General features: G+C 43.6%; 22 protein-coding genes. 7 read left to right on the top strand and 15 right to left on the bottom strand.

All coding sequences use genetic code 11. The annotated features are described in order from the left end of the window. Positions 1-143: 143 nt before the first annotated feature. From F0265_RS18830 to metF, 3 genes are all read left to right on the top strand, one after another. Positions 144-1313 (top strand): O-succinylhomoserine (thiol)-lyase, encoded by a 1170-nt coding sequence (locus tag F0265_RS18830; protein WP_095665423.1) that lies wholly within the window; start codon positions 144-146, stop codon positions 1311-1313. Continuing rightward, complete coding sequence (locus tag F0265_RS18825) at positions 1310-3721, top strand: bifunctional aspartate kinase/homoserine dehydrogenase II (protein WP_171750011.1); 2412 nt, start codon at positions 1310-1312, stop codon at positions 3719-3721. Before F0265_RS18830 ends, F0265_RS18825 begins: the two co-directional genes overlap by 4 nt. Positions 3722-3934: 213 nt before the next feature. After that, positions 3935-4825: a methylenetetrahydrofolate reductase gene (gene metF / locus F0265_RS18820; protein WP_019277576.1), complete on the top strand. Its 891-nt coding sequence runs from the start codon at positions 3935-3937 to the stop codon at positions 4823-4825. 73 nt (positions 4826-4898) lie between these two features. Here the strand turns inward: metF and zapB are convergent, their stop codons facing one another. Next, a complete protein-coding gene (gene zapB / locus F0265_RS18815; protein ID WP_006963347.1) occupies positions 4899-5141 on the bottom strand; it encodes a cell division protein ZapB in 243 nt (80 codons plus the stop codon). A 303-nt stretch (positions 5142-5444) separates the two neighbouring features. Between zapB and glpX the strand changes: the two genes are divergently transcribed. After that, positions 5445-6452, top strand: coding sequence for a class II fructose-bisphosphatase (glpX, locus tag F0265_RS18810; RefSeq protein ID WP_171750010.1), 1008 nt, complete (start codon positions 5445-5447; stop codon positions 6450-6452). 116 nt (positions 6453-6568) lie between these two features. Here glpX and groL read toward each other — a convergent pair whose 3' ends face one another. From groL to F0265_RS18785, 5 genes are all read right to left on the bottom strand, one after another. Then, complete coding sequence (gene groL / locus F0265_RS18805; RefSeq protein WP_038513939.1) at positions 6569-8215, bottom strand: chaperonin GroEL; 1647 nt, start codon at positions 8213-8215, stop codon at positions 6569-6571. A 75-nt stretch (positions 8216-8290) separates the two neighbouring features. Then, positions 8291-8581, bottom strand: coding sequence for a co-chaperone GroES (locus tag F0265_RS18800; RefSeq protein ID WP_043009484.1), 291 nt, complete (start codon positions 8579-8581; stop codon positions 8291-8293). 202 nt (positions 8582-8783) lie between these two features. Continuing rightward, complete coding sequence (locus tag F0265_RS18795; protein ID WP_171750009.1) at positions 8784-9926, bottom strand: Wzz/FepE/Etk N-terminal domain-containing protein; 1143 nt, start codon at positions 9924-9926, stop codon at positions 8784-8786. 128 nt (positions 9927-10054) lie between these two features. Then, positions 10055-10387 carry a DUF3135 domain-containing protein gene (locus F0265_RS18790; protein WP_171750008.1) on the bottom strand — a complete coding sequence of 111 codons (333 nt, stop codon included), beginning with the start codon at positions 10385-10387 and terminating at the stop codon, positions 10055-10057. Positions 10388-10569: 182 nt separating this feature from the next. After that, positions 10570-10989 carry a GNAT family N-acetyltransferase gene (locus F0265_RS18785; RefSeq protein WP_095665429.1) on the bottom strand — a complete coding sequence of 140 codons (420 nt, stop codon included), beginning with the start codon at positions 10987-10989 and terminating at the stop codon, positions 10570-10572. Positions 10990-11057: 68 nt separating this feature from the next. Here F0265_RS18785 and murB point away from each other — a divergent pair, with 68 nt between their 5' ends. From murB to pssA, 3 genes are all read left to right on the top strand, one after another. Beyond that, positions 11058-12104 carry a UDP-N-acetylmuramate dehydrogenase gene (gene murB, locus F0265_RS18780; RefSeq protein ID WP_171750007.1) on the top strand — a complete coding sequence of 349 codons (1047 nt, stop codon included), beginning with the start codon at positions 11058-11060 and terminating at the stop codon, positions 12102-12104. Continuing rightward, positions 12101-13063, top strand: a complete 963-nt coding sequence (birA, locus tag F0265_RS18775) for a bifunctional biotin--[acetyl-CoA-carboxylase] ligase/biotin operon repressor BirA (protein ID WP_171750006.1) — start codon at positions 12101-12103, stop codon at positions 13061-13063. Before murB ends, birA begins: the two co-directional genes overlap by 4 nt. 109 nt (positions 13064-13172) lie before the next feature. After that, positions 13173-14513: a CDP-diacylglycerol--serine O-phosphatidyltransferase gene (gene pssA, locus F0265_RS18770; protein WP_171750005.1), complete on the top strand. Its 1341-nt coding sequence runs from the start codon at positions 13173-13175 to the stop codon at positions 14511-14513. A gap of 58 nt (positions 14514-14571) precedes the next feature. On the opposite strand, the gene F0265_RS18765 is transcribed toward pssA, so the two are convergent. The 9 genes from F0265_RS18765 to gmd all read right to left on the bottom strand — a co-directional run bounded on the left by F0265_RS18765 (position 14572) and on the right by gmd (position 24787). Continuing rightward, positions 14572-16509 (bottom strand): nucleoside-diphosphate sugar epimerase/dehydratase, encoded by a 1938-nt coding sequence (locus tag F0265_RS18765; protein WP_171750004.1) that lies wholly within the window; start codon positions 16507-16509, stop codon positions 14572-14574. A gap of 51 nt (positions 16510-16560) precedes the next feature. Further along, positions 16561-17109, bottom strand: coding sequence for a sugar transferase (locus tag F0265_RS18760; RefSeq protein WP_095665434.1), 549 nt, complete (start codon positions 17107-17109; stop codon positions 16561-16563). Between the two features lie 14 nt (positions 17110-17123). Then, positions 17124-18026 (bottom strand): NAD-dependent epimerase/dehydratase family protein, encoded by a 903-nt coding sequence (locus F0265_RS18755; RefSeq protein ID WP_171750003.1) that lies wholly within the window; start codon positions 18024-18026, stop codon positions 17124-17126. Between the two features lie 2 nt (positions 18027-18028). Continuing rightward, a complete protein-coding gene (locus tag F0265_RS18750; RefSeq protein ID WP_171750002.1) occupies positions 18029-18790 on the bottom strand; it encodes a glycosyltransferase family 2 protein in 762 nt (253 codons plus the stop codon). A gap of 420 nt (positions 18791-19210) precedes the next feature. After that, positions 19211-20638 carry a phosphomannomutase gene (locus F0265_RS18745; RefSeq protein ID WP_171750001.1) on the bottom strand — a complete coding sequence of 476 codons (1428 nt, stop codon included), beginning with the start codon at positions 20636-20638 and terminating at the stop codon, positions 19211-19213. Positions 20639-20659: 21 nt separating this feature from the next. After that, complete coding sequence (locus F0265_RS18740) at positions 20660-22102, bottom strand: mannose-1-phosphate guanylyltransferase/mannose-6-phosphate isomerase (RefSeq protein WP_171750000.1); 1443 nt, start codon at positions 22100-22102, stop codon at positions 20660-20662. 37 nt (positions 22103-22139) lie between these two features. Further along, positions 22140-22595, bottom strand: a complete 456-nt coding sequence (locus F0265_RS18735; protein ID WP_171749999.1) for a GDP-mannose mannosyl hydrolase — start codon at positions 22593-22595, stop codon at positions 22140-22142. 42 nt (positions 22596-22637) lie between these two features. Beyond that, entirely contained in the window at positions 22638-23597 is a 960-nt protein-coding gene (locus F0265_RS18730) for a GDP-L-fucose synthase (RefSeq protein ID WP_171749998.1), read from the bottom strand. An 83-nt stretch (positions 23598-23680) separates the two neighbouring features. Beyond that, positions 23681-24787 (bottom strand): GDP-mannose 4,6-dehydratase, encoded by a 1107-nt coding sequence (gmd, locus tag F0265_RS18725; RefSeq protein ID WP_095665441.1) that lies wholly within the window; start codon positions 24785-24787, stop codon positions 23681-23683. Positions 24788-24806 lie beyond the last annotated feature (19 nt).

Here is a 24806-nt window from a genome sequence, read left to right as displayed (position 1 = left end):
ATAGACGTCTAGAAGTGTTGACGTCTGAAAAAATGAGAAGTAAAGTGAAGAGATATACGATTGGAATAACATATATCTAACATCCGGCAAACAGGTATAGTGTAATCTCCAACCAAGTCACTACAGTTCGAAAGGAAACACTTATGAGCGCCCGTAAACCAGCCACAATCGCGGTACGTACTGGTATCGAGTCAGACACTCAGCATCACGCCGTTGTGCCACCTATTTACCTCTCGACTAACTACGGGTTTCCCGCCTTCGGAGAAGTGCCAAAATATGACTACACTCGCTCGGGTAACCCCAACCGTGGCTTGTTAGAAAAAGCTCTGTATGAGCTGGAGTCCGGTAAAGGTGCGGTAGTGACCAACTGTGGAACCTCAGCGTTAAACTTATGGGTCTCTGCATTCCTTGGCCCAGACGATCTGATCATCGCGCCACACGATTGCTACGGCGGAACGTATCGTTTGTTTAACACCCGCGCTCAGAAAGGTGACTTCAAGGTTCAGTTTGTCGATCAGTCCGATCAAAAAGCCTTGGATGACGCTATTGTAAAGAAACCTAAACTGATTCTGTTGGAAACACCGTCTAATCCTCTGGTTCGCGTAGTCGACATTGCCGCGGTATGCGAAAAAGCTCGTCAGTTTGGGGCTCTGGTCGGCGTCGACAATACCTTTTTGACACCTGTGTTCCAAAAGCCTCTTGAACTCGGGGCTGACTTCGTCATCCACTCAACAACCAAATACATTAACGGCCATTCTGATGTCATCGGTGGCGTGGTGGTCACCAAAACTGAGCAGCATGCTGAAGATCTCGCATGGTGGGGCAACTGTATCGGCGCTACCGGCACACCATTCGATAGCTACATGACATTACGCGGTATTCGCACCTTGGGTGCGCGCATGAAAGTGCATGAAGAAAGCTCAGCACAGATACTCAACTACCTACAGTCTCAGTCTCTGGTGAGTAACATCTACCATCCAAGTTTGCCTGAACACCCTGGCCATGAAATTGCGAAAAAGCAGCAGTCTGGATTCGGCTCTATGCTCAGCTTTGAGTTTGCAGGTAGCTTTGAACAGCTCAAACACTTTGTTGGTGAGCTAGAGCTATTCTCGCTCGCCGAATCACTTGGCGGCGTGGAGAGCCTGATTTGCCACCCAGCGTCAATGACACATAGAGCAATGGGTGAAGCCGCATTAGCGGAAGCTGGAGTCTCACAACAACTGCTCCGCCTTTCTGTCGGCCTCGAAGACGCTGATGACCTGATAGCCGATCTAGACCAAGCATTCAGTAAAACTCAGGAGGCGTTGTCATGAGCCAGCAGCGTCAATTGCATAAATTTGGCGGCAGTAGCCTCGCGGACCCAGAATGTTACCGCCGCGTAGTTAATATTCTCAAAGAGTATTCTAATCAAGAAGATTTGATTGTCGTCTCAGCGGCAGGCAAGACCACCAACCGTTTGATTGAGTTTTTAGACTCGCTGAACAAAGACGGTCGCCTTGCCCATGAAGCCTTGCAGTCATTACGTCAGTTTCAGGTACAGCTGATCGAAGAGCTGTTACAAGGTGAAAGCCAACTGCAGCTTCTTGCCACACTCAACGACGAATTCAGCACACTGGGTGAGTTAACGGCTCCCTTAACGACTGCTGAGCGCGCAGCCGTATTAGGTCACGGAGAGGTTTGGTCTTCTCGACTGCTGGCGGCATTACTAAATCAAAATGACCTACAGGCCGTTGCTCAGGATGCAAGAGCTTTCCTACGTGCCGAAGCCGGCACACAACCAGAGGTTGACCGAGGCACCTCCTATCCGCTGATCAAGGAAGTACTCGCTCAACACGCCCATCACCGCATTGTGATCACAGGCTTTATGGCACAGGATGAGCAAGGCCATACCGTGCTACTTGGTCGCAATGGCTCGGATTACTCCGCCACTGTCATTGGTGCGCTAGCCGAAGTGAAACGCGTGACCATCTGGAGCGACGTCGCGGGTGTCTACAGCGCAGATCCACGTTTAGTCTCAGATGCATGCCTTCTGCCTCTGCTACGCCTTGATGAAGCCAGCGAATTAGCCCGACTTGCTGCTCCAGTCTTGCACAGCCGCACCCTTCAGCCAGTCGCGCAAAGTGCGATGGACTTACACCTGCGCTGCAGTTATGAACCGGAAGATGGCTCCACACGTATTGAACGTGTGCTGGCCTCAGGTCGTGGCGCTAAAATCATCTCCTCGCTGATAGAAGTACTGCTGATCCAACTCAACTTTGCCTCTGGACACGATTTCAGCCGTCTTGAACAGGAAACACTTGCAGGGCTGAAACGCGCTCAACTTGAACCACTAACCTACGAAGCGCAGGAAGACCAGCAAACGCTGCGCTTAGCGTATACCGCTGAAATTGCGGGCGGCGCACTCGAGTACCTCCAAGACGCCGCGATAGAAGCTGAAATTAAGCTCAAAGAGGGCTATTCGTTGATTGCAGCAGTCGGTGCAGGCGTAACTAAAAACGCCAATCACTGTTACGGCTTCTACCAGAAGCTTAAATCTTCTCCTGTTGAGTTTATTTCAGAATCTCAGTCAGGATTAAGCTTAGTCGCTGTACTGCGCAGCACGGATACTTCTGTTCTGGTCAAATCAATCCACAGCCAGTTGTTTCAAGCTCAAAAACGTGTCGGCATTGCTCTGTGTGGCAAAGGCAATATTGGCTCGAGCTGGCTTGAACTTTTTGCAGAGCAAAAAGCAGAGCTGGAAAAACGTCGCGGTATGAACTTCGAACTGGTTGCTGTCGTTGGCAGTCAAAACTACTGGTTCAATCCTAAAGGTATTGATGCCAGCACCGTCAGCGCTCACTACGAAGAAGAAGCGATTGAGTATCAAGGCGATGAGTGGGTAAGAAAGCTTGGTGCGATTCAGGGTTATGATGACGTCGTTGTGCTCGATGTGACGGCTAGCCAGCAACTGGCCGAGCGTTACCTGAACATCGCAGAACAAGGCATGCACCTTATCTCTGCGAACAAAGTCGCCGGCTCTGCGTCCAGTGATTATTATCATCAGGTACAAGATGCCTTTGCCAAGATAAACCGCCATTGGCTTTACAATGCAACTGTCGGAGCTGGTTTACCGATTAACCACACGGTGAAGGACTTACGTGAAAGTGGCGATGACATTCATGCTTTATCAGGCATTTTTTCTGGCACGCTTTCTTGGCTGTTTCAGCAGTATGACGGCAATGTACCTTTTGCGGAACTAGTGGATCTCGCTTGGCAGCAAGGCTTGACGGAACCGGACCCACGCTGCGATCTGGATGGCTCTGATGTAATGCGTAAGCTAGTTATCTTAGCGCGTGAAGCTGGGCTCGATCTGGAACCAGAAGCGGTTAAAGTGGAAAGTCTGGTTCCTGCTGAGCTTGTCGATCTGTCGCTGGATGATTTCCTCGATAAAAGCCAACTATTAAGTGAACTGTTAGCCGAGCGTTTAGAGAAAGCTCAGCGCGAAGACAAGATACTGCGCTACGTCGCAAGGCTGGAGAAGAACGGTTCAGCGACGGTTGGTGTTGAAGCGTTAAGTAAAGAACATGCTCTGGCTAACTTGCTACCATGTGACAACATCTTCGCCATCGAAAGCAAATGGTACAAGGATAACCCACTGGTCATTCGCGGCCCCGGCGCAGGCCGAGAGGTAACCGCAGGTGCGATTCAGTCAGACCTCAATCTGCTTTCCAGCTTCTTATAATTGACTAAAGCGCAGCTCTTAGCTGCGCTTTTTCTTTCTCGGTCATGCCATTACCTTTCAAGTTGAAAACGTCTAATATTTAACTTGAAAAAAATTCATAATCGTACTGTTGACTTTAAATCGTATTCAATACATCCTGTGGACATATAGACGTCTAAACGTCGATTTGAGGATTTGAGTTTTGTGGTCCAGTTGCCACATGGAGAGAGTAAGATGGGATATACGCACGCCGGCCATATAGATGCCTTAAACCAGAATATTGCGGAACTTTCTGACAACATCAATGTGTCATTTGAGTTTTTTCCACCCAGCAGTGAAAAGATGGAAGAAACCTTATGGAACTCAGTCCATCGCCTCAAAACGCTAAAGCCTAAATTCGTTTCTGTCACTTACGGTGCGAACTCAGGTGAACGTGACCGCACACACTCCATCATTAAAGAAATTAAAGCTGAAACAGGGCTAGTTGCCGCTCCCCACCTAACGTGTATTGACGCGTCACGTGAAGAGCTAGCACGTATTGCTGATGATTACTGGGCGAACGGTATTCAGAGCATCGTCGCTCTACGTGGTGACATCCCACCGGGCGGCGGTAAGCCAGAAATGTACGCCTCCGATCTGGTGAAACTGCTGAAAGAGCGTCATGATTTTGATATCTCCGTTGCCGCTTTCCCAGAAGTGCACCCAGAAGCCAAAAGTGCTCAAGCCGATCTGCTCAATCTCAAACGTAAAGTAGATGCAGGTGCAAACCGCGCTATTACTCAGTTCTTCTTTGATGTCGAAAGCTATCTTCGTTTCCGCGACCGCTGTGTTGCAGCAGGCATCGACGTTGAAATCGTACCGGGTATTTTACCTGTTTCGAACTTTAAGCAAGCGTCACGCTTTGCCGCTCAAAACAACGTTAAAGTACCAAGCTGGATGGCGAAACAGTTTGAAGGTCTGGATGATGACCCGACGACACGTCAGCTGGTTGGCGCAAGCCAAGCCATCGATATGATTCGAGTGCTGAGCCGTGAAGGTGTGAAAGACTTCCACTTCTACACACTAAACCGTGCAGAAATGACCTACGCGCTGTGCCATACGTTAGGCGTACGCCCTCAGGTGTAACCTGAACACTCATTATTCCTCTAAAAACGCAAAAAGGGTGGCCATAGCCACCCTTTTTGTCATTAGACGATAATTACTCTACTTCGTCCATCTTACCTAGCAGGTTACGAATACGCTCCTGCCAAGCGGAATGCTCTTGTTGCATCTGCTGCGCTTTTTGTTCGATCTCTTCACGGCTAGAACGAAGCTCATTTGCTTCTACTGCCAGCTTCTCTTTTTCTTCTTTCAGCTCTTCCACTTCCATTTGTAGAAGTGCAATGGTGTCAACTGCAGTTTGGATTTTCGCTTCTAGTTTTTCTAGTACTTCAAAAGACATCTTAGCCTACCTTGTATTGTCCGGTTATTGTGAAGAGCTTTCTCCACCTAATGTCCTCATTCTACTCAGGCAGAGAGTGATAAACACGCCCTATATTCTATATTTCGCACCATTCGGTCAAAAAAACAGCATACATTGACAATGCACTGACGGAGAAGCGATGAGGCCAAATTTTTTGTCGATTTTCACCTCATTTTGATCAAGTTCAATTCCGCTAGGCGAAAATGGCAAACGTTTACTTGCAACTATGTTAAAATCCTGCGCATTTAATTCATTCCCCTATTCTCTATATTTGGAGTCATCATGAAACGCGATTTAGCAATGGCATTTTCCCGAGTAACAGAAGGCGCCGCATTGGCTGGTTATAAATGGCTGGGGCGTGGTGACAAAAATGCGGCTGACGGTGCTGCCGTTGAAGTGATGCGAATCTTGCTCAACAAGACCGATATCAGTGGTGAAATTGTGATTGGTGAAGGCGAGATTGATGATGCGCCTATGCTGTACATTGGTGAAAACGTCGGAATCGGCGGTGATGAAGTCGATATAGCAGTCGACCCAATTGAAGGTACGCGCATGACAGCTATGGGGCAATCAAATGCGTTAGCAGTACTCGCCGCAGGTGAGAAAGGCAGCTTCCTAAAAGCACCTGACATGTACATGGAAAAGCTGGTCGTAGGTCCAGGTGCGAAAGGCTGTATCGACCTTAATAAGCCACTGAAAGACAATCTAGAGAATATCGCTCAAGCGTTGAATAAAACACTAGATACGCTGGTCGTCATTACGCTGGCTAAACCGCGCCATGATCAAGTGATTGGGGAGATGCAGGCGATGGGAGTGCGTGTGTTTGCAGTTCCAGATGGCGATGTGGCCGCTTCGATTCTGACATGTATGCCTGATAGCGAAGTCGATGCGATGTACTGCATTGGCGGCGCTCCTGAAGGGGTGGTGTCTGCAGCTGTCATCCGCGCTCTGGATGGCGACATGCATGGCCGTTTACTGCCTCGTCATGAAGTCAAAGGCGATACGGAAGAGAACCGTATTTACGGCACAGCAGAGCTAACACGCTGCAAAGAAATGGGTGTAGAAGCAAATGTCGTACTCACCATGGAAGACATGGCCAAGAGTGATAATGTGGTCTTCTCAGCAACTGGTATTACTAAAGGTGATCTGCTTGATGGCATCACTCGCCAAGGTAACATTGCAACTACGGAAACACTGCTTATCCGTGGCCGCTGCCGCACCATTCGCCGTATTAAGTCCATTCACTATCTTGAACGCAAAGACGCTGAAGTAAGAGAGATTATTCTCTAGCATCTATTGGAGTTGCTTGGGGTAGATAAGCTTCTTACCCTGTAATCACAGAACATCAGATACGAAAACGGAGCCTAAAGGCTCCGTTTTTATTTGGCTGAAGTAGCTCAGGGGGATTACATCATACCGCCCATTCCACCCATACCGCCCATGCCACCCATATCAGGCATTGCAGGAGCATCTTTCTGAGGTAGGTCTGTAACCATTGCTTCTGTTGTGATCATTAGGCCAGCAACTGATGCCGCGAACTGAAGTGCAGAACGAGTTACTTTTGTTGGGTCTAGGATACCCATCTCAAGCATGTCACCGTACTCACCAGTTGCCGCATTGTAACCGTAAGAACCTTCACCACCTTTCACGTTGTTCGCAACCACAGATTCTTCATCGCCTGCGTTGGTAGTGATTTGACGGATAGGCGCTTCCATTGCACGTAGAGCAACGCGGATACCAACGTTTTGCTCTTCGTTATCACCTTGAAGTTCAGTGATCTTAGAAGCTGCGCGGATTAGTGCTACACCACCACCAGCAACAACACCTTCTTCAACCGCAGCGCGAGTTGCATGAAGCGCATCTTCTACGCGGTCTTTCTTCTCTTTCATTTCAACTTCAGTAGCAGCGCCAACTTTGATTACTGCAACACCACCAGCTAGCTTAGCAACGCGCTCCTGTAGCTTCTCTTTGTCGTAGTCTGAAGTCGCTTCTTCGATTTGCTGACGGATCTGAGCAACACGACCAGAGATCATTGCTTCTTCACCAATGCCATCGATGATAGTTGTGTTTTCTTTAGTGATAGCAACACGCTTTGCTTGACCTAGGTCTTCTAAAACTACTTTTTCTAGCTCCAGACCCACTTCTTCAGAAATCACTGTACCACCCGTTAGGATAGCAATGTCTTGAAGCATGGCTTTACGGCGGTCACCGAAGCCTGGCGCTTTAACAGCAGCCACTTTCACGATACCACGCATGTTGTTTACCACTAGAGTTGCTAGTGCTTCACCTTCTACATCTTCAGCAATGATCAGAAGTGGACGAGATGCTTTTGCTACCGCTTCTAGAGTAGGAAGAAGTTCGCGGATGTTAGAAACTTTCTTGTCGATCAGAAGAATGAATGGGTTTTCTAGATCAACAGACCCTGCTTCTTGATTGTTGATGAAGTAAGGTGATAGGTAACCGCGGTCGAACTGCATACCTTCAACAACATCTAGCTCATCTTGTAGAGCTTGACCTTCTTCAACCGTGATAACGCCATCACGACCTACTTTTTCCATCGCTTCAGCAATGATGTTACCTACGCTTGAATCTGAGTTTGCAGAGATAGTACCTACTTGTGCAATCGCTTTGGTATCAGCACATTCAACAGACAGTGCTTTAAGTTCTTCAACCGCAGCGATTACCGCTTTGTCGATACCACGCTTAAGATCCATTGGGTTCATACCAGCGGCAACAGCTTTTAGACCTTCATTTACGATCGCCTGAGCAAGTACCGTCGCTGTAGTTGTACCGTCACCCGCAGCATCATTCGCTTGAGACGCTACTTCTTTAACCATTTGTGCGCCCATGTTTTGGAACTTGTCTTCAAGCTCAATTTCGCGCGCTACAGATACACCATCTTTAGTAATCGTTGGTGCACCGAAAGATTTGTCTAGAACAACGTTACGGCCTTTAGGGCCAAGTGTTACTTTTACCGCGTCAGCCAGAACGTTTACACCCTCTAGCATTTTTACGCGTGCGTCGTTACCAAATTTAACGTCTTTAGCAGCCATCTTTAGTTTCCTTTTCTAAATTCTTTGTTTTGATTTTCAACTGAATCTGAGCAAAAAATTACTCAATGATTGCTATTACTCAACGATCGCCATGATGTCATTTTCAGACATCACTAGTACTTCTTTACCGTCAATTTTTTCAGTCTTAGTACCGTAACCTTCAGCGAAGATAACTGTGTCGCCGACTTTAACGTCCAGTGGCATCACAGTGCCATTTTCTAGAATGCGGCCTTTACCTACAGCTAGAATTACGCCGCGAGTTGATTTCTCTGCAGCAGAACCAGTCAGAACAATACCACCCGCTGATTTAGACTCAACTTCTTGGCGTTCTACGATAACTCGGTCGTGTAATGGACGAATGTTCATCGGTCGTCTCTCCTGATTAGTTTCCATATTTGACATGATGAATGGCTATAACAGCCTAATAGTGTCTATATGAGGGGCTGAGAGCAGAAACCCAAGGGGAAAGAGGAAGTTTTTGTGTGATCTAGTTCTTAGATACTATTTGGGATGATAAAAACCGGATTCACTAGAAAGTGAATCCAGCCAGCTACCAATTAGTATTTATTTAATCTTGCATTCTACGGGAAGCGAAGTGTATCAACACGATAGCCACACCCAGCATGCCACCAAGTAAGGTACCCAAAATAACAATCAGAGCACGTTTTGGCTTGTCTCGTGTTATTGGCTGTTCAACATTTTCTAAAAAGCGGAAGGTCTGAAAGTCAATACTGCGATCAACCTTTAAATCTTTTAGCATTTGCAATTTAGCATTAATTTGCTGAAGGCGAGGTTCGATAACACTAAGGTTCTTTATCGAGTTTAGAGCTTCTACTTTAGCAGCTAGTGCTTTTGAACCCATATCAATCCCGAACAGCTCTCGACTACTATTAGTTTGAATTGGAGATGTGACTCCTGCAGCTTTCGCTATACTGAGCGCATAGCGAGCTCGGTCTGCTTCGACTAATAAACGATTTTTAGCTTGAGCCTCAAGGATTCCCTTTTGCTGTACCAGCTCATTTTTCTTAGCAGAAACCATTGCTTCTAAATTATTTAGCGCATCTTGGTGTGCCTTAATCTTTATATTTTTTATATAGTTAACCAGCAACAAATAGCTACTTTCACTTGTCGTCGATTGAAAGCTAATATTGTAAGGAGTCATTTCATTGCTAGGGTTTTCAGCCTTAGCTGAAATCTTCCCGAGCCATTCCGAGTATAAAACACTCCTAGCTTTAATTAGCTCCTCATCATTTAGTTCACTACCAATTTTCCCTTTAAACTGTTGAAACTCTTCACTTGAGTCTAAAAATCTACGTTTGTTATTACTCGAGTTGAAGGCATCAACAAATCGGTTAAACAGAACTTCCGAATCAATCAAGTTATCAAGCTCTTCACTAACTAAAACCGTACCATCATCTTGATAAATATCAAAAACGGGTTGAAACTGCTTAACCTGTTGTCTGTATTCCGCCATATCTTGAGCTTGAGGTCGGGCGATCTTAGCCGTGGATGACCACCATTCTTGAGATTTAATTGCAAAAACAACTGCCATAACAGCGAATCCGAAGGTAGTAGCTAATATTAATAATTTGCCACCCCAAAGAGCTTTTAATAGCTCTCTAAGATCAATTTCGTCACTAATTGGGAAGGAATTTGGTAGTTGAGGTGAGTATTGCTGCTCGTTAGGTGATTGTTGAATTTTCCCGCTCACACTTTTTCCTTTTAAGGCTTATAGTACCTTAATATTCAATATTTCTATTCAGCGCGGGAGTGTAACATAGTGAACATATAGTGAACAGGGCTTCAGCCTAACTTGAACAATTGATTACACTAATAATCTTAACGCCATTCATCTAGCAGAATCACTTCTACGTTCCTATCAAACTTATCTCGAACATCACCTTCAAGAGCTTCGTGAAACTTTCCCATTTGGCTAACTAATTCTCGCATCAACACGACATTAGTATGGTTGGGGTTTTTGCAATGACCGACTACCCTGTCAATGTGACTTTGCTGAGCCCACAACCTATCTTGCATTTCTTCGGAAGCAGACTGTATCATCTCTTTACACATATTTTTTTTTAAACGATTAAAGGCTTCTGGATTATCTTGTGCCAGAGCCATAAGTTCATCAAAGGTCGGTAAGGTTTGATTGATCAATGTTGCGCTCATGACAGCCCTCCAGTAGTGATAATTTTATCAGAACCATAAGAAGAGCTTAGGTGAAGGATATAAGAAATGAAACACGCCAACCCTACTTTCTCAACTCTGAGACTGCCAACTGCCTCATCGTGATTATGCTACAGCGTCAAAACACTCTTCGCGAACCAGCAGTAGCATTGTGAAACGCTATGTCAGGACGGTTTGACATACTTCATCGCTACGAGTTGCTTCTTAAGGCTATAACGTTCAAACAGTCCTCTTAGCGAGCTAGGTAACTGACTCGCGTCAATCGTCTTGAAGTTATGTTGAGCATAAAATGTTTCTAGATGTGCGTAGGCAAAACAGAAGTCATGCTCCGATAAAACATACTGAGCGCAGTAACCCATTAACTGATGACCTAAGCCGCTTCCCCTGTGCTCTGGTATCACTAGCATTCCTGTTAGCAAACGGAATTGCTCAATATTTCTAAAACGAACCAGTGAGACGATTTGCTGCTCAATGGAGCCAACAATGGTCAACTCATCCTTTTTAGCCTTGCCTGAAGGATAGTGTGCTTTGTACAAACGCGATACAAGGGGGAGTTTTATTGGGTCTAAGGTTTCAATCTGCATTGGGCTCATTATCACCAAACTTCAATTTAGGGTAGAATGCAGGCAGTTTAGATTACTCGATAAATCCGATGCAAATATTAGCCAACGCAGATCTTAGTCGCTTCCATACCTTTTCCATCTCGCAAACCTGCTCTTATCTGGTTGAAGTTGCAACCGTTGAAGAAATCAAACATGTCTATCAAAAACAAGAGTGGTTGAGTCTTCCTAAACTAATTTTGGGCAAAGGCAGTAACGTTTTGTTTACCCAGCCCTACCAAGGTGTGGTGGTAGTCAACAATTTACTCGGTAAATCGGTCAGTGAAACCGACACGCATTGGCATTTGCATATAGCTGGCGGTGAAGATTGGCCGAGCTTGGTGAAATGGAGTGTTGAGCAAGGTTACTTTGGATTAGAGAATCTCGCTCTCATCCCCGGCTGTGCAGGCAGCGCTCCTATTCAAAATATCGGCGCTTATGGTGTTGAGCTGAAAGACATCTGCGAATATGTCGACGTACTTTGTTTAGAAACCTTTAATACCAAACGGCTGAGTGCCGAAGAGTGTCAATTTGGCTATCGAGATTCCATTTTTAAACATGAGCTGTTTCAGAAAGTGATGGTTGTAGCGATTGGCTTAAAACTCCCCAAGCAGTGGTCAGCGAATATCGAATATGGCCCGCTTCAATCTCTACAAAGCGAAACGCTCACTGCGCAGCATGTTTTGGAGCGAGTTTGCCAAATCCGAATGGAAAAGCTGCCAGACCCTGCCAAGCTAGGCAATGCAGGGAGCTTCTTTAAGAACCCTGTTATTTCAAACCAGCAGTTCAAAATGTTGAGTAAGCAATTCCCCAATATTGCTGCGTACCCAACACAAGATGGCGTAAAAGTGGCCGCTGGTTGGCTAATAGATCAATGCCAACTGAAAGGCCATCAAATCGGTGGTGCTCAAGTCCACCCTAAACAGGCTTTAGTGCTAGTGAATACAAGCAATGCGACCGCAAACGATGTGATCAAACTAGCAGCCACAGTACGCCAAACCGTGCTGGAAAAATATCAGATAGCGTTGGAACATGAAGTGAGATTCATCGGTTCTCATGCAGAAACGAATCTAGAGACAATCTTAGAGAGCCAGCAATGAAAGAGCATTCAGCAAAACTTTCTATCTTGAAAGCTTTATCTCAAGGCGGCTTTCATTCCGGAGAAGAGCTAGGGGATCAACTTGGCGTATCCAGAGCCGCAGTCAGTAAGCATATAAAAGGCATCCAAGCTTGGGGCGTCGATGTGTTTCGCATACAGGGCAAGGGCTACCAGCTCGCCAAGCCTATGCAATTGCTCGACAAAGAAATACTCCAAAATAGTTTAACGAACCGAGTAGACCTAATACCCATTATTGACTCAACCAACCAGTATCTACTTGATAGAGTCGATAGCTTAGAATCTGGATCAGTGTGTCTTGCTGAGTATCAGGCTAAAGGTAGAGGTCGCCGCGGACGTGAGTGGGTATCTCCTTTTGGCTCAAACCTATACTTATCGATGTTTTGGCGTTTAGACGCAGGTATGGCAGCCGCAATGGGATTAAGCCTGGTAGTTGGTGTGGCAATCGTTGAAGCTCTCGAAGAGATGGGGCTAACAGGTGTAAAATTAAAATGGCCGAATGACCTCTATTATCAAGATAAGAAGCTCGCTGGTATTCTGGTCGAAATGTCAGGCCAAGCTGGTGCAGCGGCCAACCTTGTCATCGGTATGGGGCTCAACTTGATGATGTCAGAGGCGACAGAAGGTATTACCCAGCCTTGGGCCAGCTTAGATGAGGTTGCAGATAACCAACAGATTGATAGAAACCGACTGGCGATTACCATGATAACTACCCTCCACAAGGCTTTAGATGACTATGAGCTGTATGGGATGGCAGGCTTTGTCGAGAGATGGAATCGCTTAGATAACTTTATCCACCGTCCAGTAAAGCTGCTTATGGGACCTAGGGAGATTAGCGGAACCGCCAGAGGTATCAACGAACAAGGCGCGGTTCTTTTAGAAACCGAAAATGGCTTAGAAACCTTCATCGGTGGTGAAATCAGCCTTCGTCCCAACCAGTAAATTACAGCTTTTACAACTAGCCTTGTCGAACTAGGATCTGGTAACTAGGAACTGCTAGCACATTTTGCTAATATCCTTGTCCACTTTAAGTAAAGGTAACCCATCCAACATGATGACTAATAGGAACTTATTCGAACAACTTCCTACTTTAGCGCAAGACCCAGCTCAGTTTGAGACACTTTATGCAGCTAAAGATTTTCGAACTCGCTTAATAGAAGCGATTCGTAAGGCAAGTAAACGAATCTACCTGGTTGCTCTTTACTTGGAGGATGATGAAGCAGGAAGAGAGATCTTAACTGAGCTCTATGAAGCGAAACAGCGCAACCCTGGTCTAGAGATCAATGTATGTGTTGATTGGCATCGTGCTCAGCGCGGCTTAATTGGTGCAGAGCCAGGCGAAACCAACGCCTCTATGTATAAAAGCTTCGCGGATAATTATGAGCACAGAATCCCTATCTATGGCGTTCCGGTTCGTGGGCGTGAAGTATTTGGTGTTTTGCACTTAAAAGGCTTCATTATTGATGACCAAGTTATCTACAGTGGTGCAAGTCTTAACAACATCTATCTCAACTACAAAGAACGTTATCGTTTCGACCGCTATCATGTGCTAAATAACAAAGCACTGGCCGATAGTATGGTCAACTTTGTTCATAAAGAGATGATCGACCACCCTGCAGTTAACAATCTAGCTTGTTCAAAGAAACCAGAGACCAAAGAGATAAAGGCGCAAATTCGCCAACTAAGAGCTTCTCTTGCCAAGTCCTCTTATCAATTTGAGTCACAAGCGGTATCTCAAGAACAGGTTGCTGTAACGCCTATCGTGGGCGTGGGCAAAAAACGCAACAAGCTTAATCAGGGAATCAATCAGTTACTCGCAAAAGCCAAAGATGAGATTTTCATTTGCACACCCTATTTCAACTTCCCGCGTAGCGTGGCCAAGGAAGTAAAAAAAGCGCTAAAGCGTGGTGTGAAAGTGACTATCGTGGTAGGCGATAAAACAGCGAATGACTTTTATATTTCTCCTGAAGAAGAGTTTAAAACCATCGGTGGTTTACCTTATCTGTATGAGCGCAATTTACGACAGTTTGCCAAGTCGAATGAGGCCAATATCGCCAGTCGCAAACTTTCGATCCATTTATGGAGGCATGAAGAAAACAGCTTCCACCTAAAAGGTATCTGGGTAGACAAGCGTTACATGCTGATTACAGGTAATAACCTAAATCCAAGAGCATGGAGCTTAGATCTGGAGAACGCTCTCTTTATCCAAGACAACTTCCACCATCTAACACCTCAGTTTGAGAAAGAAGTGGAGAATATTCTTCAGCATACTCAGCTCATTTGCACTTATAGACAATTAGAAAAAGCAGAAGACTATCCAGATGCAGTGCAAAAGCTAATGCGCAAGATTACCCGCGTGAAAGCGGATCGGGTGTTGAAGCAAATTTTGTAAATTTCTGGATAGAAAGAAGGATATAAGAAGAGCTCCAAATTTGGAGCTCTTTCTTCATCTAATGGATTGTATCCATTTGTTCTTCTTTACCCTCATGAAGCTTTTGCCAAACTAAATCACCAATACCGTCGGTTGGATTAAAATCTGTCGGTGCTTCAAGCAATAGTTTCCTAATCTTATCATGTTCGAAGTTGTGACAGGCCTTATCTAACTTATCTATAACCTCAATATATTCATCCAAAGGAAGAAAACGTTCGTTGGCAGTCATAATTCTTGGGTGAGCCGTTTCGCCAACATTGTCACCAATAAGCAATTCTTCAAATAGCTTTTCCCCTGGGCGTAGTCCAGAGAATTCTATAGAGATGTCACCATATGGATTACTGTCATCTTTCAATTCTAATCCTGACAACTGAATCAAATTTACCGCTAGATCAGTAATTTTTACAGGCTCGCCCATATCGAGGACAAACACATCACCACCTTTACCCATAGCTCCCGCCTGGATCACTAGCTGTGCTGCCTCAGGGATTGTCATGAAATAACGAATGATATCTGGGTGAGTGACTGTAATTGGACCGCCACTTGCAATCTGCTTTTTAAACAGAGGGATCACTGACCCCGAAGAACCTAAAACATTGCCGAATCGAACCATACAAAAACGGGTACCATTCTTTTTAGCATTTTCCTGTTCGGCTAAAGCTTGAAGACCTAACTCTGCCATACGTTTAGTCGTACCCATAACATTGGTTGGTCGCACTGCCTTATCAGTCGAAATCAAAACAAACGACTCAACTTGAGCTTCAATAGATGCTTTCGCAGTATAATAAGTTCCAAATACGTTGTTACGAACACCCTCTACAACATTGTATTCTACTAAAGGAACGTGTTTGTAAGCAGCTGCATGGTAAACAGTTTGTACACCAAAGCTCTTCATGGTTGTTGCTAGCCGATTTATGCGTTGCACAGAACCAAGTAGCGGGACAATTTCTACATTTAAGCTTTCAACTTCGGCCAAGTTCGATAATTCTCGATCTATTTGATATAAACCAAACTCAGAAAGTTCAAACAGGATCAAAGCCTTAGGTTTTTGCTTAACAATTTGACGACAGAGTTCTGAGCCAATAGAACCACCAGCCCCAGTGATCATAACCACCTTACCTTTGATATTCGCTTCCATTAAAGCTTGTTGTGGTGCAACCGAGTCACGCCCTAGCAAATCTTCAATAGCGACATCTTTCAACTCATCGATTTGAGCTTTTCCATCAACAATATCTTTCATGTCGGGAACCGTAAGGACTTCTGCTGAAAGATGAACCAAAGAGTCTAGGATTTCTTTACGACGTGCTCTCGAAGCACTAGGCACAGCTAACAAAATCTGGCTCACTGAGTGTTTTTCAATAAGCTTTTCCACACGACAGATACTTTTAACTTTAAGGCCCATTATAATCGTGTTGTATAAAGTTTTATCTTCATCAATAAAACCAACAACTTTATGTGTGTCAGAAGAACGTAAGGCTAAGGCTAGCTGCCTTCCTGCAGCTCCAGCACCATATATCAATACCTTCTTCATACCCTTACCGTTAGCTTGTGAAACTAAAACGCGAACGATTAAACGAGAGCCGCCACACAATAAACATAAAAAGGCACCATAAATGATTGGTACAGAACGAGGGACTGGTGCATCAAAGTAGAAAGCTAAAACTGAGATTGATGCTGCCGAAATAATAGTCCCTATACTCACAACAGCTAAAGCATGAAAGGTTAAAAACCTTAGTATCGCTCGATAAAGCCCAAGCCGCATAAAAGCAAAAACTGTCACAAGCAAAGTTCCGATTATTACGTACCAAGTCAAGTAGCTTTCGAAGGGTTTAACATTACCAATACGGCTCCAGTACGCGGCATAAAAAGAAGCCACAACAAAAAAAGCATCAATAGTTATACTGATTAGACGCTTGTAAACTCGAGGTAAATTCCAAATTTGGTTTAGCCTAGCCATACTGTACTCTTTTATTTACTCTATCTAACAACCACGAATGTGGAGAAGTTACTATTTAACTGCATCTCCACTACCACTTCCTGTAGCCGTCTTTATTATATATTTAAAATAATCTTCAATACTCAAAGTATCGATCATCTGCTTATCAATCTTGGCAAGTAATTCAGGTGTTGACATATCAATATTTTGAATTTGTGCTAAACCAGTAATGCCTGGCAGCACTTCGTAAACCCCAAGCTCTTCGCGAGCAGCAATAAGTTTATCTTGATTATAAAGGTTGGGGCGCGGTCCAACTAAACTCATTTCACCTTTGAGAACATTTATAAGTTGTGGTAACTCATCGATTTTCGTTTTTCGTAAAAATGCACCAAATCTTGTAATGGAGGAACTACTTGCAAGGTGACTTGCCACCGACTGTGTATCAACAGACATTGTCCTAAACTTTATAAGTTTAAACGGCTTTTTATATCTACCAACACGTTCTTGAACAAATACTGGAGAACGTGTATCAAAATAACCCGCGATAACAACGAGAAGTAACAACGGCCACAGAAAAAGCAATCCAATAAAAGCTGCCAGAAAATCAATTATACGAATCATTACCTATCTTGTTCCTATTTACGCAACGTTGCCATAACATCCTTCATGGAATAAGGAGGTGTCCAGTTTAGTTGTTCCTTAATATTAGAGGAATCAACCTCTAGATTTCCAAATAATTGCTCAATCATTGTTGACCTTCCAGTCATGAGACCCGCAAAGTTCATAAGACTAACCGGGATTGGGATTTGAAACACCTTTCTACCTTGTCCAGATGCTACAGCATTAATAAACTCTCTTGTCGAGATTGTATTGTTCTCACTTGCTAAAAATACATTTCCTGGTGCATTTTTGTGTTTGGCACATACAACCAAGAGATCAACCAAATTATTAACTGATATAAAATCTCTACGATTATTAGCTAAACCGAATGGCAGAAATGGTATACTACTTACTAATTTAGTCAGCATACCAAAATTGCCTGGTGCTGCAGCTCCATAGACCAGAGTCGGTCTTACAACTACCACTTCCAAACCTGTTTGGTTAGATATATCCCAAAGCCCTGACTCCGCTTCATATTTAGACTGTGTGTAAGCGTTGTGAGGTTTCGCTACGTCACTGGGTAAAAAAGCGCTATCGTAAGAGTTGGAGCCATTAACACCAATTGAGCTTACGAAAACAAAGCGCTTTACACCGGCCTCTGCAGCTTTAAAAGCTAGCCTTAATGTACCATCTGTATTTACAGCTCGATATTCAGAATCAGTATATGACTTGTTATGTGCTAGTCCAGCTAAGTGAATAATGGCATCAACATCATAAAAACAATCACTCCATTCCGTTGATGCATCTATGGTAGGAACAGTATAACTATCAGTATATAAGTGTTTTTTTCCCGCACGAACAACGCAACGAAAGTCTTGCTTTAATTGAGTAAGATTTTGACCAACAAAGCCTGTTGCTCCTGTTACCAATATCTTCATAACTAAACACTCACAAATTTTCTAGTTAATAAAGTGAATATTTTGTAGGGTAGTTTCAATGCAACCATCGCTATGTTTGTGTAAATACCGTTATCTCTACAGGCTCGTACTATTTCGGCATTTTGATGAACTCTCCACAACAAGCCACTTGAACTAATCCCTCCCTCGCGCATCTTTACAGTTATTTTTGGCACTCGGTTGAGTTTAGTGCCTTTAGACACGCAACGCGCAATCAGCTCAAAATCTGCAGCGACTCTATAATCCGTTTTATATAATCCACATTTCTCATAAACACTGCGTTTAACATAGAAAGTTGGGTGTGGCAGCATTAAACCAAATTTTATAAGCGATTGCTTATATACTTTTGAGCTGTATAGACGAGTTACTTTAGAAGTATCTCCTTCTTCTACGTAAACTAGATCAGAATACACACCGTCGATGTCGTCAGAAACAAACCCAGACATCAGGTCTGCAACACTATGTTCAGTGCAAAAAAAATCATCAGAGTTAAGGATCCCAACAACATCACCTGTTGCCATTGTGATTCCCTTATTCATCGCATCATATAATCCCTCATCGCTCTCACTGATATGTACATCAACAAACTCTGAGTAATCATTGACAATTTGATTGGTATTATCTGTAGAGCCACCATCGATAACAATGTACTCGATATCTTTATATGTCTGAGATTTGACGGATCTAATTGTATCTTCTATCGTTGCTGAAGAATTATAGCAAACGGTAATAATTGAAACTTTCATGGTCACCTAACAATTAAGCTCTCGTGATAGAACCTTTCCCTAAAATGTAGTATTCACCTAACTGAACCTGTATGGATATGCTAGAATTTTCATAAGAAAAGGAAGCGATGAGGAACACTCCCCCAATCAATAGTCTGGGTTACTAACAATAACATCGCATAAAGAAGCATCAACACTAGCTGGAGAAATAATCGAACTAGCGGAGGGATGATCTCCCATCCAAATTTCAGCTTAATGTTCAAAATTCGAGTTACCAATACCGAAGTATTCTCGAATCGCTGTACGACTTCCCCAAGGAACACTCTTTATTGGGTGGTTATTTAACGTGCAAATCATAAAACTGACGCTCAGAAAGTTAGAACCACGCTTTAGCACATAGCCCTATTATCGGTTATGTGTAAGTGCTAAAAAGCTAAAAAGCTAAACTAACTTGATACTTTCTAACACTTTCTCAACCAAAGAAATAGCATCTTCCATTCGTTCAGCTTCCGCATAACAACGAAGTTCAGGAGCATTGCCAGACGGACGTAAATGAATGATCATACCATTAGATAGCTCTAATCTTAATCCATCGGTGTTATCAATACTAACAGCATTAAGCTCTGACAGCCCCAGAGAATCTAAAAACTGTGTGGTATTTTGACGGCCACTTTCCAATATCAATAAACTCTTTTCTGTCGCAAAGCTTTGAATGCGGTCACTATGCGTGAAGCGTTGTGGTAGATCGCTTACCAAGCGTTCGATCGATGTATTTTTCGCTAAAGAAAGCAGCATTAGCGCTGGCAAAACAGCGTCTCGGGTTGGCAATGCTTTTAGAGGCTTTTCATTTACTGAGACGTCACTTCCTAGCAAGTATCCTCCGTTAGCTTCAAACCCAGCAATTTTTTTAAACGTTTTTGCTAATTCGGAAAATTCAGCGATGACATAAGGCGAGCCAATTCGAGTTTTAGATACAGCTTCGAATTCGCTAGACTCAGCAATAATAGTGTTGCAACTAACAGGTACAGCCAATGCTTCTATTTTAAGCGCCTTTGAGCAAAGTAAGCCTAGGATATCACCTCTCAGCCATTCGCCATTCTCATCTGCAACTAAAGGACGATCACCATCTCCATCAGTCGAAAAAATAAAATCTAAATTATACTGCTTGGACCAAAAACGTGCTTTCTCTTTGTCAGATTCAGCTACAGCTTCGGTATCAATTGGAACAAACTCATCAGTACGCTCCAATGAAATAACCTCAGCGCCAAACGATTCAAAGAGCCCTGGGTAAATATCTCTCCCGGCACTTGAATGCTCATAAATACCAACACGCTTTCCAGCTAACAAATCTGCGTCAAACAAATCGGTATAACGCGTTTGATAAAGCTCAGCCGCCCGGAAATAAACCATTAACTCAGGCAAGTCATTGATAGCACTAAAGCCTACCTTCTCTGTTAAGATTGCTTGTTCATCTGCTTTAGTGATCTCTCCATCCGGGCGGTAGAACTTAATTCCATTGCGATCAAATGGGATATGAGACCCAGTCACCATTATACAAGGCATATTATCTTGCATCGCAGTAAACGCCAGCGCAGGAGTAGGCACAACACCGTAATAAATGGCTCCTATGCCAGCATCGGTAAGCGCTTGAATGATAGCTTGCGCCATTGCTGGGCTACTAGGGCGATTATCAATTGCTACTGCCATTTGAGTAAAAGGAAAATTCCTACGCATTGATGCGACAAATGCGTGAGTAAATGCAGCACAAACGTCCGATGTAAACTGAGTGACGAGCCCTCGCGCACCACTAGTACCAAATTGAACACCTGAAGCACTAAGCACTTCACTACTAATTAGTTTTGTTACCATAATTTTTATCTCAACAAGCAGTTAATAGTCACCACCAAACTTAGATGCTTGTTCATCAAAACGAACAATATCGTCTTCTTCTAAGTACGACCCTGAGCGAACTTCAATAAGCTCTAAAGGCACTTGGCCCGGGTTTTCTACGGAATGCGGAGTCCCCACTGGAATATAAGTTGACTGATTTTCAGTAAGAAGGAAAGTTTCATTACCTTTTGTCACTTTAGCCGTACCTGACACGACAACCCAATGCTCAGCTCTATGATGATGCATCTGCAGAGCTGTTTTCTCTTTTGGCTTAACTAATACTTGCTTCACATGATAACGCTCACCTTCTGATACCGTCTCGTGAGATCCCCATGGACGATATACCTCTTGATGTTGCTGACACTCTACTCGGTTTTGTTGTTTTAGCTGATTTACAATCGACTTTACATCTTGCACCTTGTCTGTATCAGCCACTAGTACCGCATCTTTTGTCTCTACGACGATAAGATTTTCGACACCAACAGTAGCTACGAGTTTATCCTGTGAATAAATATAGCTATTCTGAGTCTGCTCAGTTAACACATCACCACGAGTTGCATTGCCTTTCTCGTCCTTATCATTTATTTCCCACAGAGCCGACCAAGAACCGACATCGCTCCAATTTGCATCCATAGGAACAACTACAGCTTTTTCTGTTTTTTCCATTACCGCAAAATCTATCGATTCGTCAGGGATCCGAGCGAATATTTCGGATGACACACGAATAAAATCTAGGTCGTCAAAATGGCTGTCGAACGCACTTTCACATGCTTTCAAGATATCTGGTCGAAACCTTGCCAACTCTTCAAGATAAGTAGATGCTTTGAATAAAAACATGCCACTGTTCCACAAGTAACTACCGTCCGCTAGATACTGTTTTGCCGTTTCAAGATTAGGCTTTTCGACAAAACTATCGACACTAAAGCCTCGACTTTCATCCTTAACGGTAACTGTATTACCAGTTTTAATGTACCCATATCCTGTTTCTGGAGCATTGGCTTTGATACCGAATGTGACCATATCACCACGTTGTGCGTACGGAATTGCAGCTTGCACCGATTGATGGAAAGATTGAGTATCTTTAATTACATGATCAGCAGCGAGGACCAACATCAACGCATCTTCACCTGAAGCTTGTTGTTTAGATAGGGCGAACTTGGCAGCTAGAGCGATAGCCGGGGCAGTATTACGCCCTACTGGCTCTAATAGTATTCCACTATGATGGCTATCAATACGGCGAAGTTGCTCAGCAACCAGGAATCGATGTTCTTCATTGCAGATAACAAACGGCGCATTGTGCTCTAGGCCAACCATGCGACTTAATGTTTGTTGAAGCATTGTTTGCTCACCAGTTACCGCGAGGAATTGTTTAGGGTATTTGGCTCGTGATAGAGGCCATAAACGACTACCTGAGCCGCCGGCCATAATTACAGGAATAAGCATAGTCAACTCGTTGTTTTTAATTAGGTGATGGTTTTAGCTATTTTTGAAAATACCATTTAGTATGGATATGTACTTTATCGCTAGTCAATAGCTCTTCTTTTTGACACCAACAATAGCGAGAATGCTGTACATCCATGGGTAAATTCAATTCCGAGCGAGTGACAACAAGTTTATAAGCAATGGCGACATAATGAGTAGTAAACTCATTGCCAAATACATTGTCATCATAGAGGTGTGTATAAGGTCCCAACAGTGTTGCCTGAGAGAGCTTAAACTCATGTCCAAGCTCCTCTAAAGTTAAACGAGCAAAGGCGCCTTCAAGCTTTTCATCCTTAAGAATACGCCCACCGGGAACGAACCAGAAACCTTGAGCTGGTCGATTTAAACGCTCTCCAAGTAAAACTTGACCACTTTCATCCTCAATAACTAAGTCAATTGAAACTAATGGTGTACTTTCAATCACTTGAGAAAAACGTTGTTTTCTTAAAAACATATGCTTCGTTTAAATCCTTATATTAGCTCTACCCTAGGTACTTTAACCGCGATAATTTTCTTGATTCTCTAGAAACCACTGGTAAGTCATAGTTAGACCATCTTCTAGGCTCGTCTTCGCTTCCCAGCCTAAACTCTTTAAACGTGAAACATCCATTAACTTACGAGGAGTGCCGTCTGGTTTCGACGTATCAAATTCAATTTCGCCTTCAAAACCAACCACTTTTGCCACAGTTTCAACAAGTTCACGGATAGTACAATCCACACCTGTACCTACGTTTATGTGACTAAGCATTTCTTGCGTATTTTCTAGATACACCTCTTGAGCAAGATTCATTACGTAAATTGACGCTGCTGCCATATCATCTACATGTAAAAACTCTCGCATAGGTTTACCGCTACCCCACGCAACAACTTTACTGTCGCCATTCAATTTTGCTTCGTGGAAGCGACGCAACAATGCGGGAATAACGTGAGAGTTTTGAGGATGAAAATTATCATTTTCACCATACAAATTAGTTGGCATTACTGATCGATAGTTGCGACCATATTGGCGATTATAGGACTCGCACATTTTGATACCGGCAATCTTAGCAATTGCGTAAGGCTCATTGGTTTCTTCCAAAGTTCCAGTCAATAAAGAGTCTTCACGCATCGGTTGTTGTGCAAACTTTGGATAAATACAAGACGACCCTAAGAATAGTAAATCTTGAACACCATGCAGATGTGCAGAGTGAATAATATTGTTTTGAATCGTCAAATTTTGGTAGATAAACTCAGCAGGGTACGTATTGTTAGCAACAATTCCACCGACTTTCGCGGCCGCAAGGTAAACTTGATCAATATTGTGAGTCGCAAAAAACGCCTCGACGGCTAGTGCATCTAACAGGTTAAGCTCATTACGATCTTTAGTAATAACTTCTACTGAAGAGTCTTTAGATAGTTGACGAACAATAGCTGAACCAACCATACCTTTGTGACCAGCAACAAATACTCTTTTCATACTAGTTCCGATAATATAAATAGAAAAAGCAGAGCCCAAAATGAAGAACTCTGCAATATAAACGAATCAGTATTACTGATTAATTAGCTTTCTAGTGAGATCGCAACGTCAAATCCGTGTTCTTTTAGAACTGCATGTTGTTTTGCCTTATCGATATCAGACGCAACCATTTCTGCACACATTTCTTCTACAGTGATCTCTGGAGTCCAACCAAGTTTAGCTTTCGCTTTACTTGGGTCACCAAGTAGTGTCTCTACTTCCGCTGGACGGAAGAAGCGAGGGTTTACTTTCACAATGACATCACCAACTTTCACTTTTGGTGCTTTTTCTTCATCGATAGCCACCACAGTAGCTATCTCATCAATACCTTCACCGGAAAAATCAAGCTCTATACCCGCTTCCTTCGCTGACAAACGAACAAACTCGCGTACAGAGATCTGCTTACCAGTAGCAATAACAAAATCTTCAGCTTGCTCTTGTTGAAGCATCATCCATTGCATGCGAACGTAATCTTTAGCATGTCCCCAATCACGCAACGCATCCATGTTGCCAAGTTCTAGGCGAGTTTCTAAACCTTGGGAGATGTTAGCAATAGCACGAGTAATCTTGCGAGTTACAAAGGTTTCACCACGGCGCGGTGACTCGTGGTTAAACAAAATGCCATTACATGCGTACATGCCGTAAGATTCCCTATAGTTAACTACGATCCAGTATGCATACATTTTCGCTACAGCGTATGGAGAACGTGGATAAAAAGGAGTTGTCTCACGCTGAGGAATTTCACGAACCTCACCATACAGCTCTGAAGTTGAAGCTTGATAAAAACGAGTTTTCTGTTCCAACCCGTTGATACGGATCGCTTCAAGGAGGCGAAGAGTCCCCATACCGTCGACATCAGCAACATACTCTGGAGACTCAAAAGAAACCGCCACATGTGACATTGCACCTAAGTTATAGATCTCATCTGGTTGAATTTCCTTAACCAAACGAATTAGGTTTGAAGAATCTGTTAGATCACCATAGTGAAGATGAACTTTTTTAGACTCGTTAACTAAAGCGTCTATACGCTCAGTATTATATGATGATGCTCGACGGATAAGACCATGAACTTCATAACCCTTTTCAACAAGGAGCTCCGCTAAGTAAGAGCCATCTTGACCAGTAATTCCGGTAATCAAAGCGACTTTCATAATTAATTCACCTTAAAGT

It is taken from the genome of Vibrio sp. RE88 (genome assembly GCF_013113835.1).
GTDB lineage: Bacteria > Pseudomonadota > Gammaproteobacteria > Enterobacterales > Vibrionaceae > Vibrio.
This window is presented reverse-complemented; position numbering and strand designations above follow the sequence as displayed.

Coding starts and splice junctions, on each gene's coding strand:
- F0265_RS18830 (WP_095665423.1), top strand. CDS start 144: ATGAGCGCCCGTAAACCAGCCACAATCGCGGTACGTACTGGTATCGAG.
- F0265_RS18825 (WP_171750011.1), top strand. CDS start 1,310: ATGAGCCAGCAGCGTCAATTGCATAAATTTGGCGGCAGTAGCCTCGCG.
- metF (WP_019277576.1), top strand. CDS start 3,935: ATGGGATATACGCACGCCGGCCATATAGATGCCTTAAACCAGAATATT.
- zapB (WP_006963347.1), bottom strand. CDS start 5,141: ATGTCTTTTGAAGTACTAGAAAAACTAGAAGCGAAAATCCAAACTGCA.
- glpX (WP_171750010.1), top strand. CDS start 5,445: ATGAAACGCGATTTAGCAATGGCATTTTCCCGAGTAACAGAAGGCGCC.
- groL (WP_038513939.1), bottom strand. CDS start 8,215: ATGGCTGCTAAAGACGTTAAATTTGGTAACGACGCACGCGTAAAAATG.
- F0265_RS18800 (WP_043009484.1), bottom strand. CDS start 8,581: ATGAACATTCGTCCATTACACGACCGAGTTATCGTAGAACGCCAAGAA.
- F0265_RS18790 (WP_171750008.1), bottom strand. CDS start 10,387: ATGAGCGCAACATTGATCAATCAAACCTTACCGACCTTTGATGAACTT.
- F0265_RS18785 (WP_095665429.1), bottom strand. CDS start 10,989: ATGCAGATTGAAACCTTAGACCCAATAAAACTCCCCCTTGTATCGCGT.
- murB (WP_171750007.1), top strand. CDS start 11,058: ATGCAAATATTAGCCAACGCAGATCTTAGTCGCTTCCATACCTTTTCC.
- birA (WP_171750006.1), top strand. CDS start 12,101: ATGAAAGAGCATTCAGCAAAACTTTCTATCTTGAAAGCTTTATCTCAA.
- pssA (WP_171750005.1), top strand. CDS start 13,173: ATGATGACTAATAGGAACTTATTCGAACAACTTCCTACTTTAGCGCAA.
- F0265_RS18765 (WP_171750004.1), bottom strand. CDS start 16,509: ATGGCTAGGCTAAACCAAATTTGGAATTTACCTCGAGTTTACAAGCGT.
- F0265_RS18760 (WP_095665434.1), bottom strand. CDS start 17,109: ATGATTCGTATAATTGATTTTCTGGCAGCTTTTATTGGATTGCTTTTT.
- F0265_RS18755 (WP_171750003.1), bottom strand. CDS start 18,026: ATGAAGATATTGGTAACAGGAGCAACAGGCTTTGTTGGTCAAAATCTT.
- F0265_RS18750 (WP_171750002.1), bottom strand. CDS start 18,790: ATGAAAGTTTCAATTATTACCGTTTGCTATAATTCTTCAGCAACGATA.
- F0265_RS18745 (WP_171750001.1), bottom strand. CDS start 20,638: ATGGTAACAAAACTAATTAGTAGTGAAGTGCTTAGTGCTTCAGGTGTT.
- F0265_RS18740 (WP_171750000.1), bottom strand. CDS start 22,102: ATGCTTATTCCTGTAATTATGGCCGGCGGCTCAGGTAGTCGTTTATGG.
- F0265_RS18735 (WP_171749999.1), bottom strand. CDS start 22,595: ATGTTTTTAAGAAAACAACGTTTTTCTCAAGTGATTGAAAGTACACCA.
- F0265_RS18730 (WP_171749998.1), bottom strand. CDS start 23,597: ATGAAAAGAGTATTTGTTGCTGGTCACAAAGGTATGGTTGGTTCAGCT.
- gmd (WP_095665441.1), bottom strand. CDS start 24,787: ATGAAAGTCGCTTTGATTACCGGAATTACTGGTCAAGATGGCTCTTAC.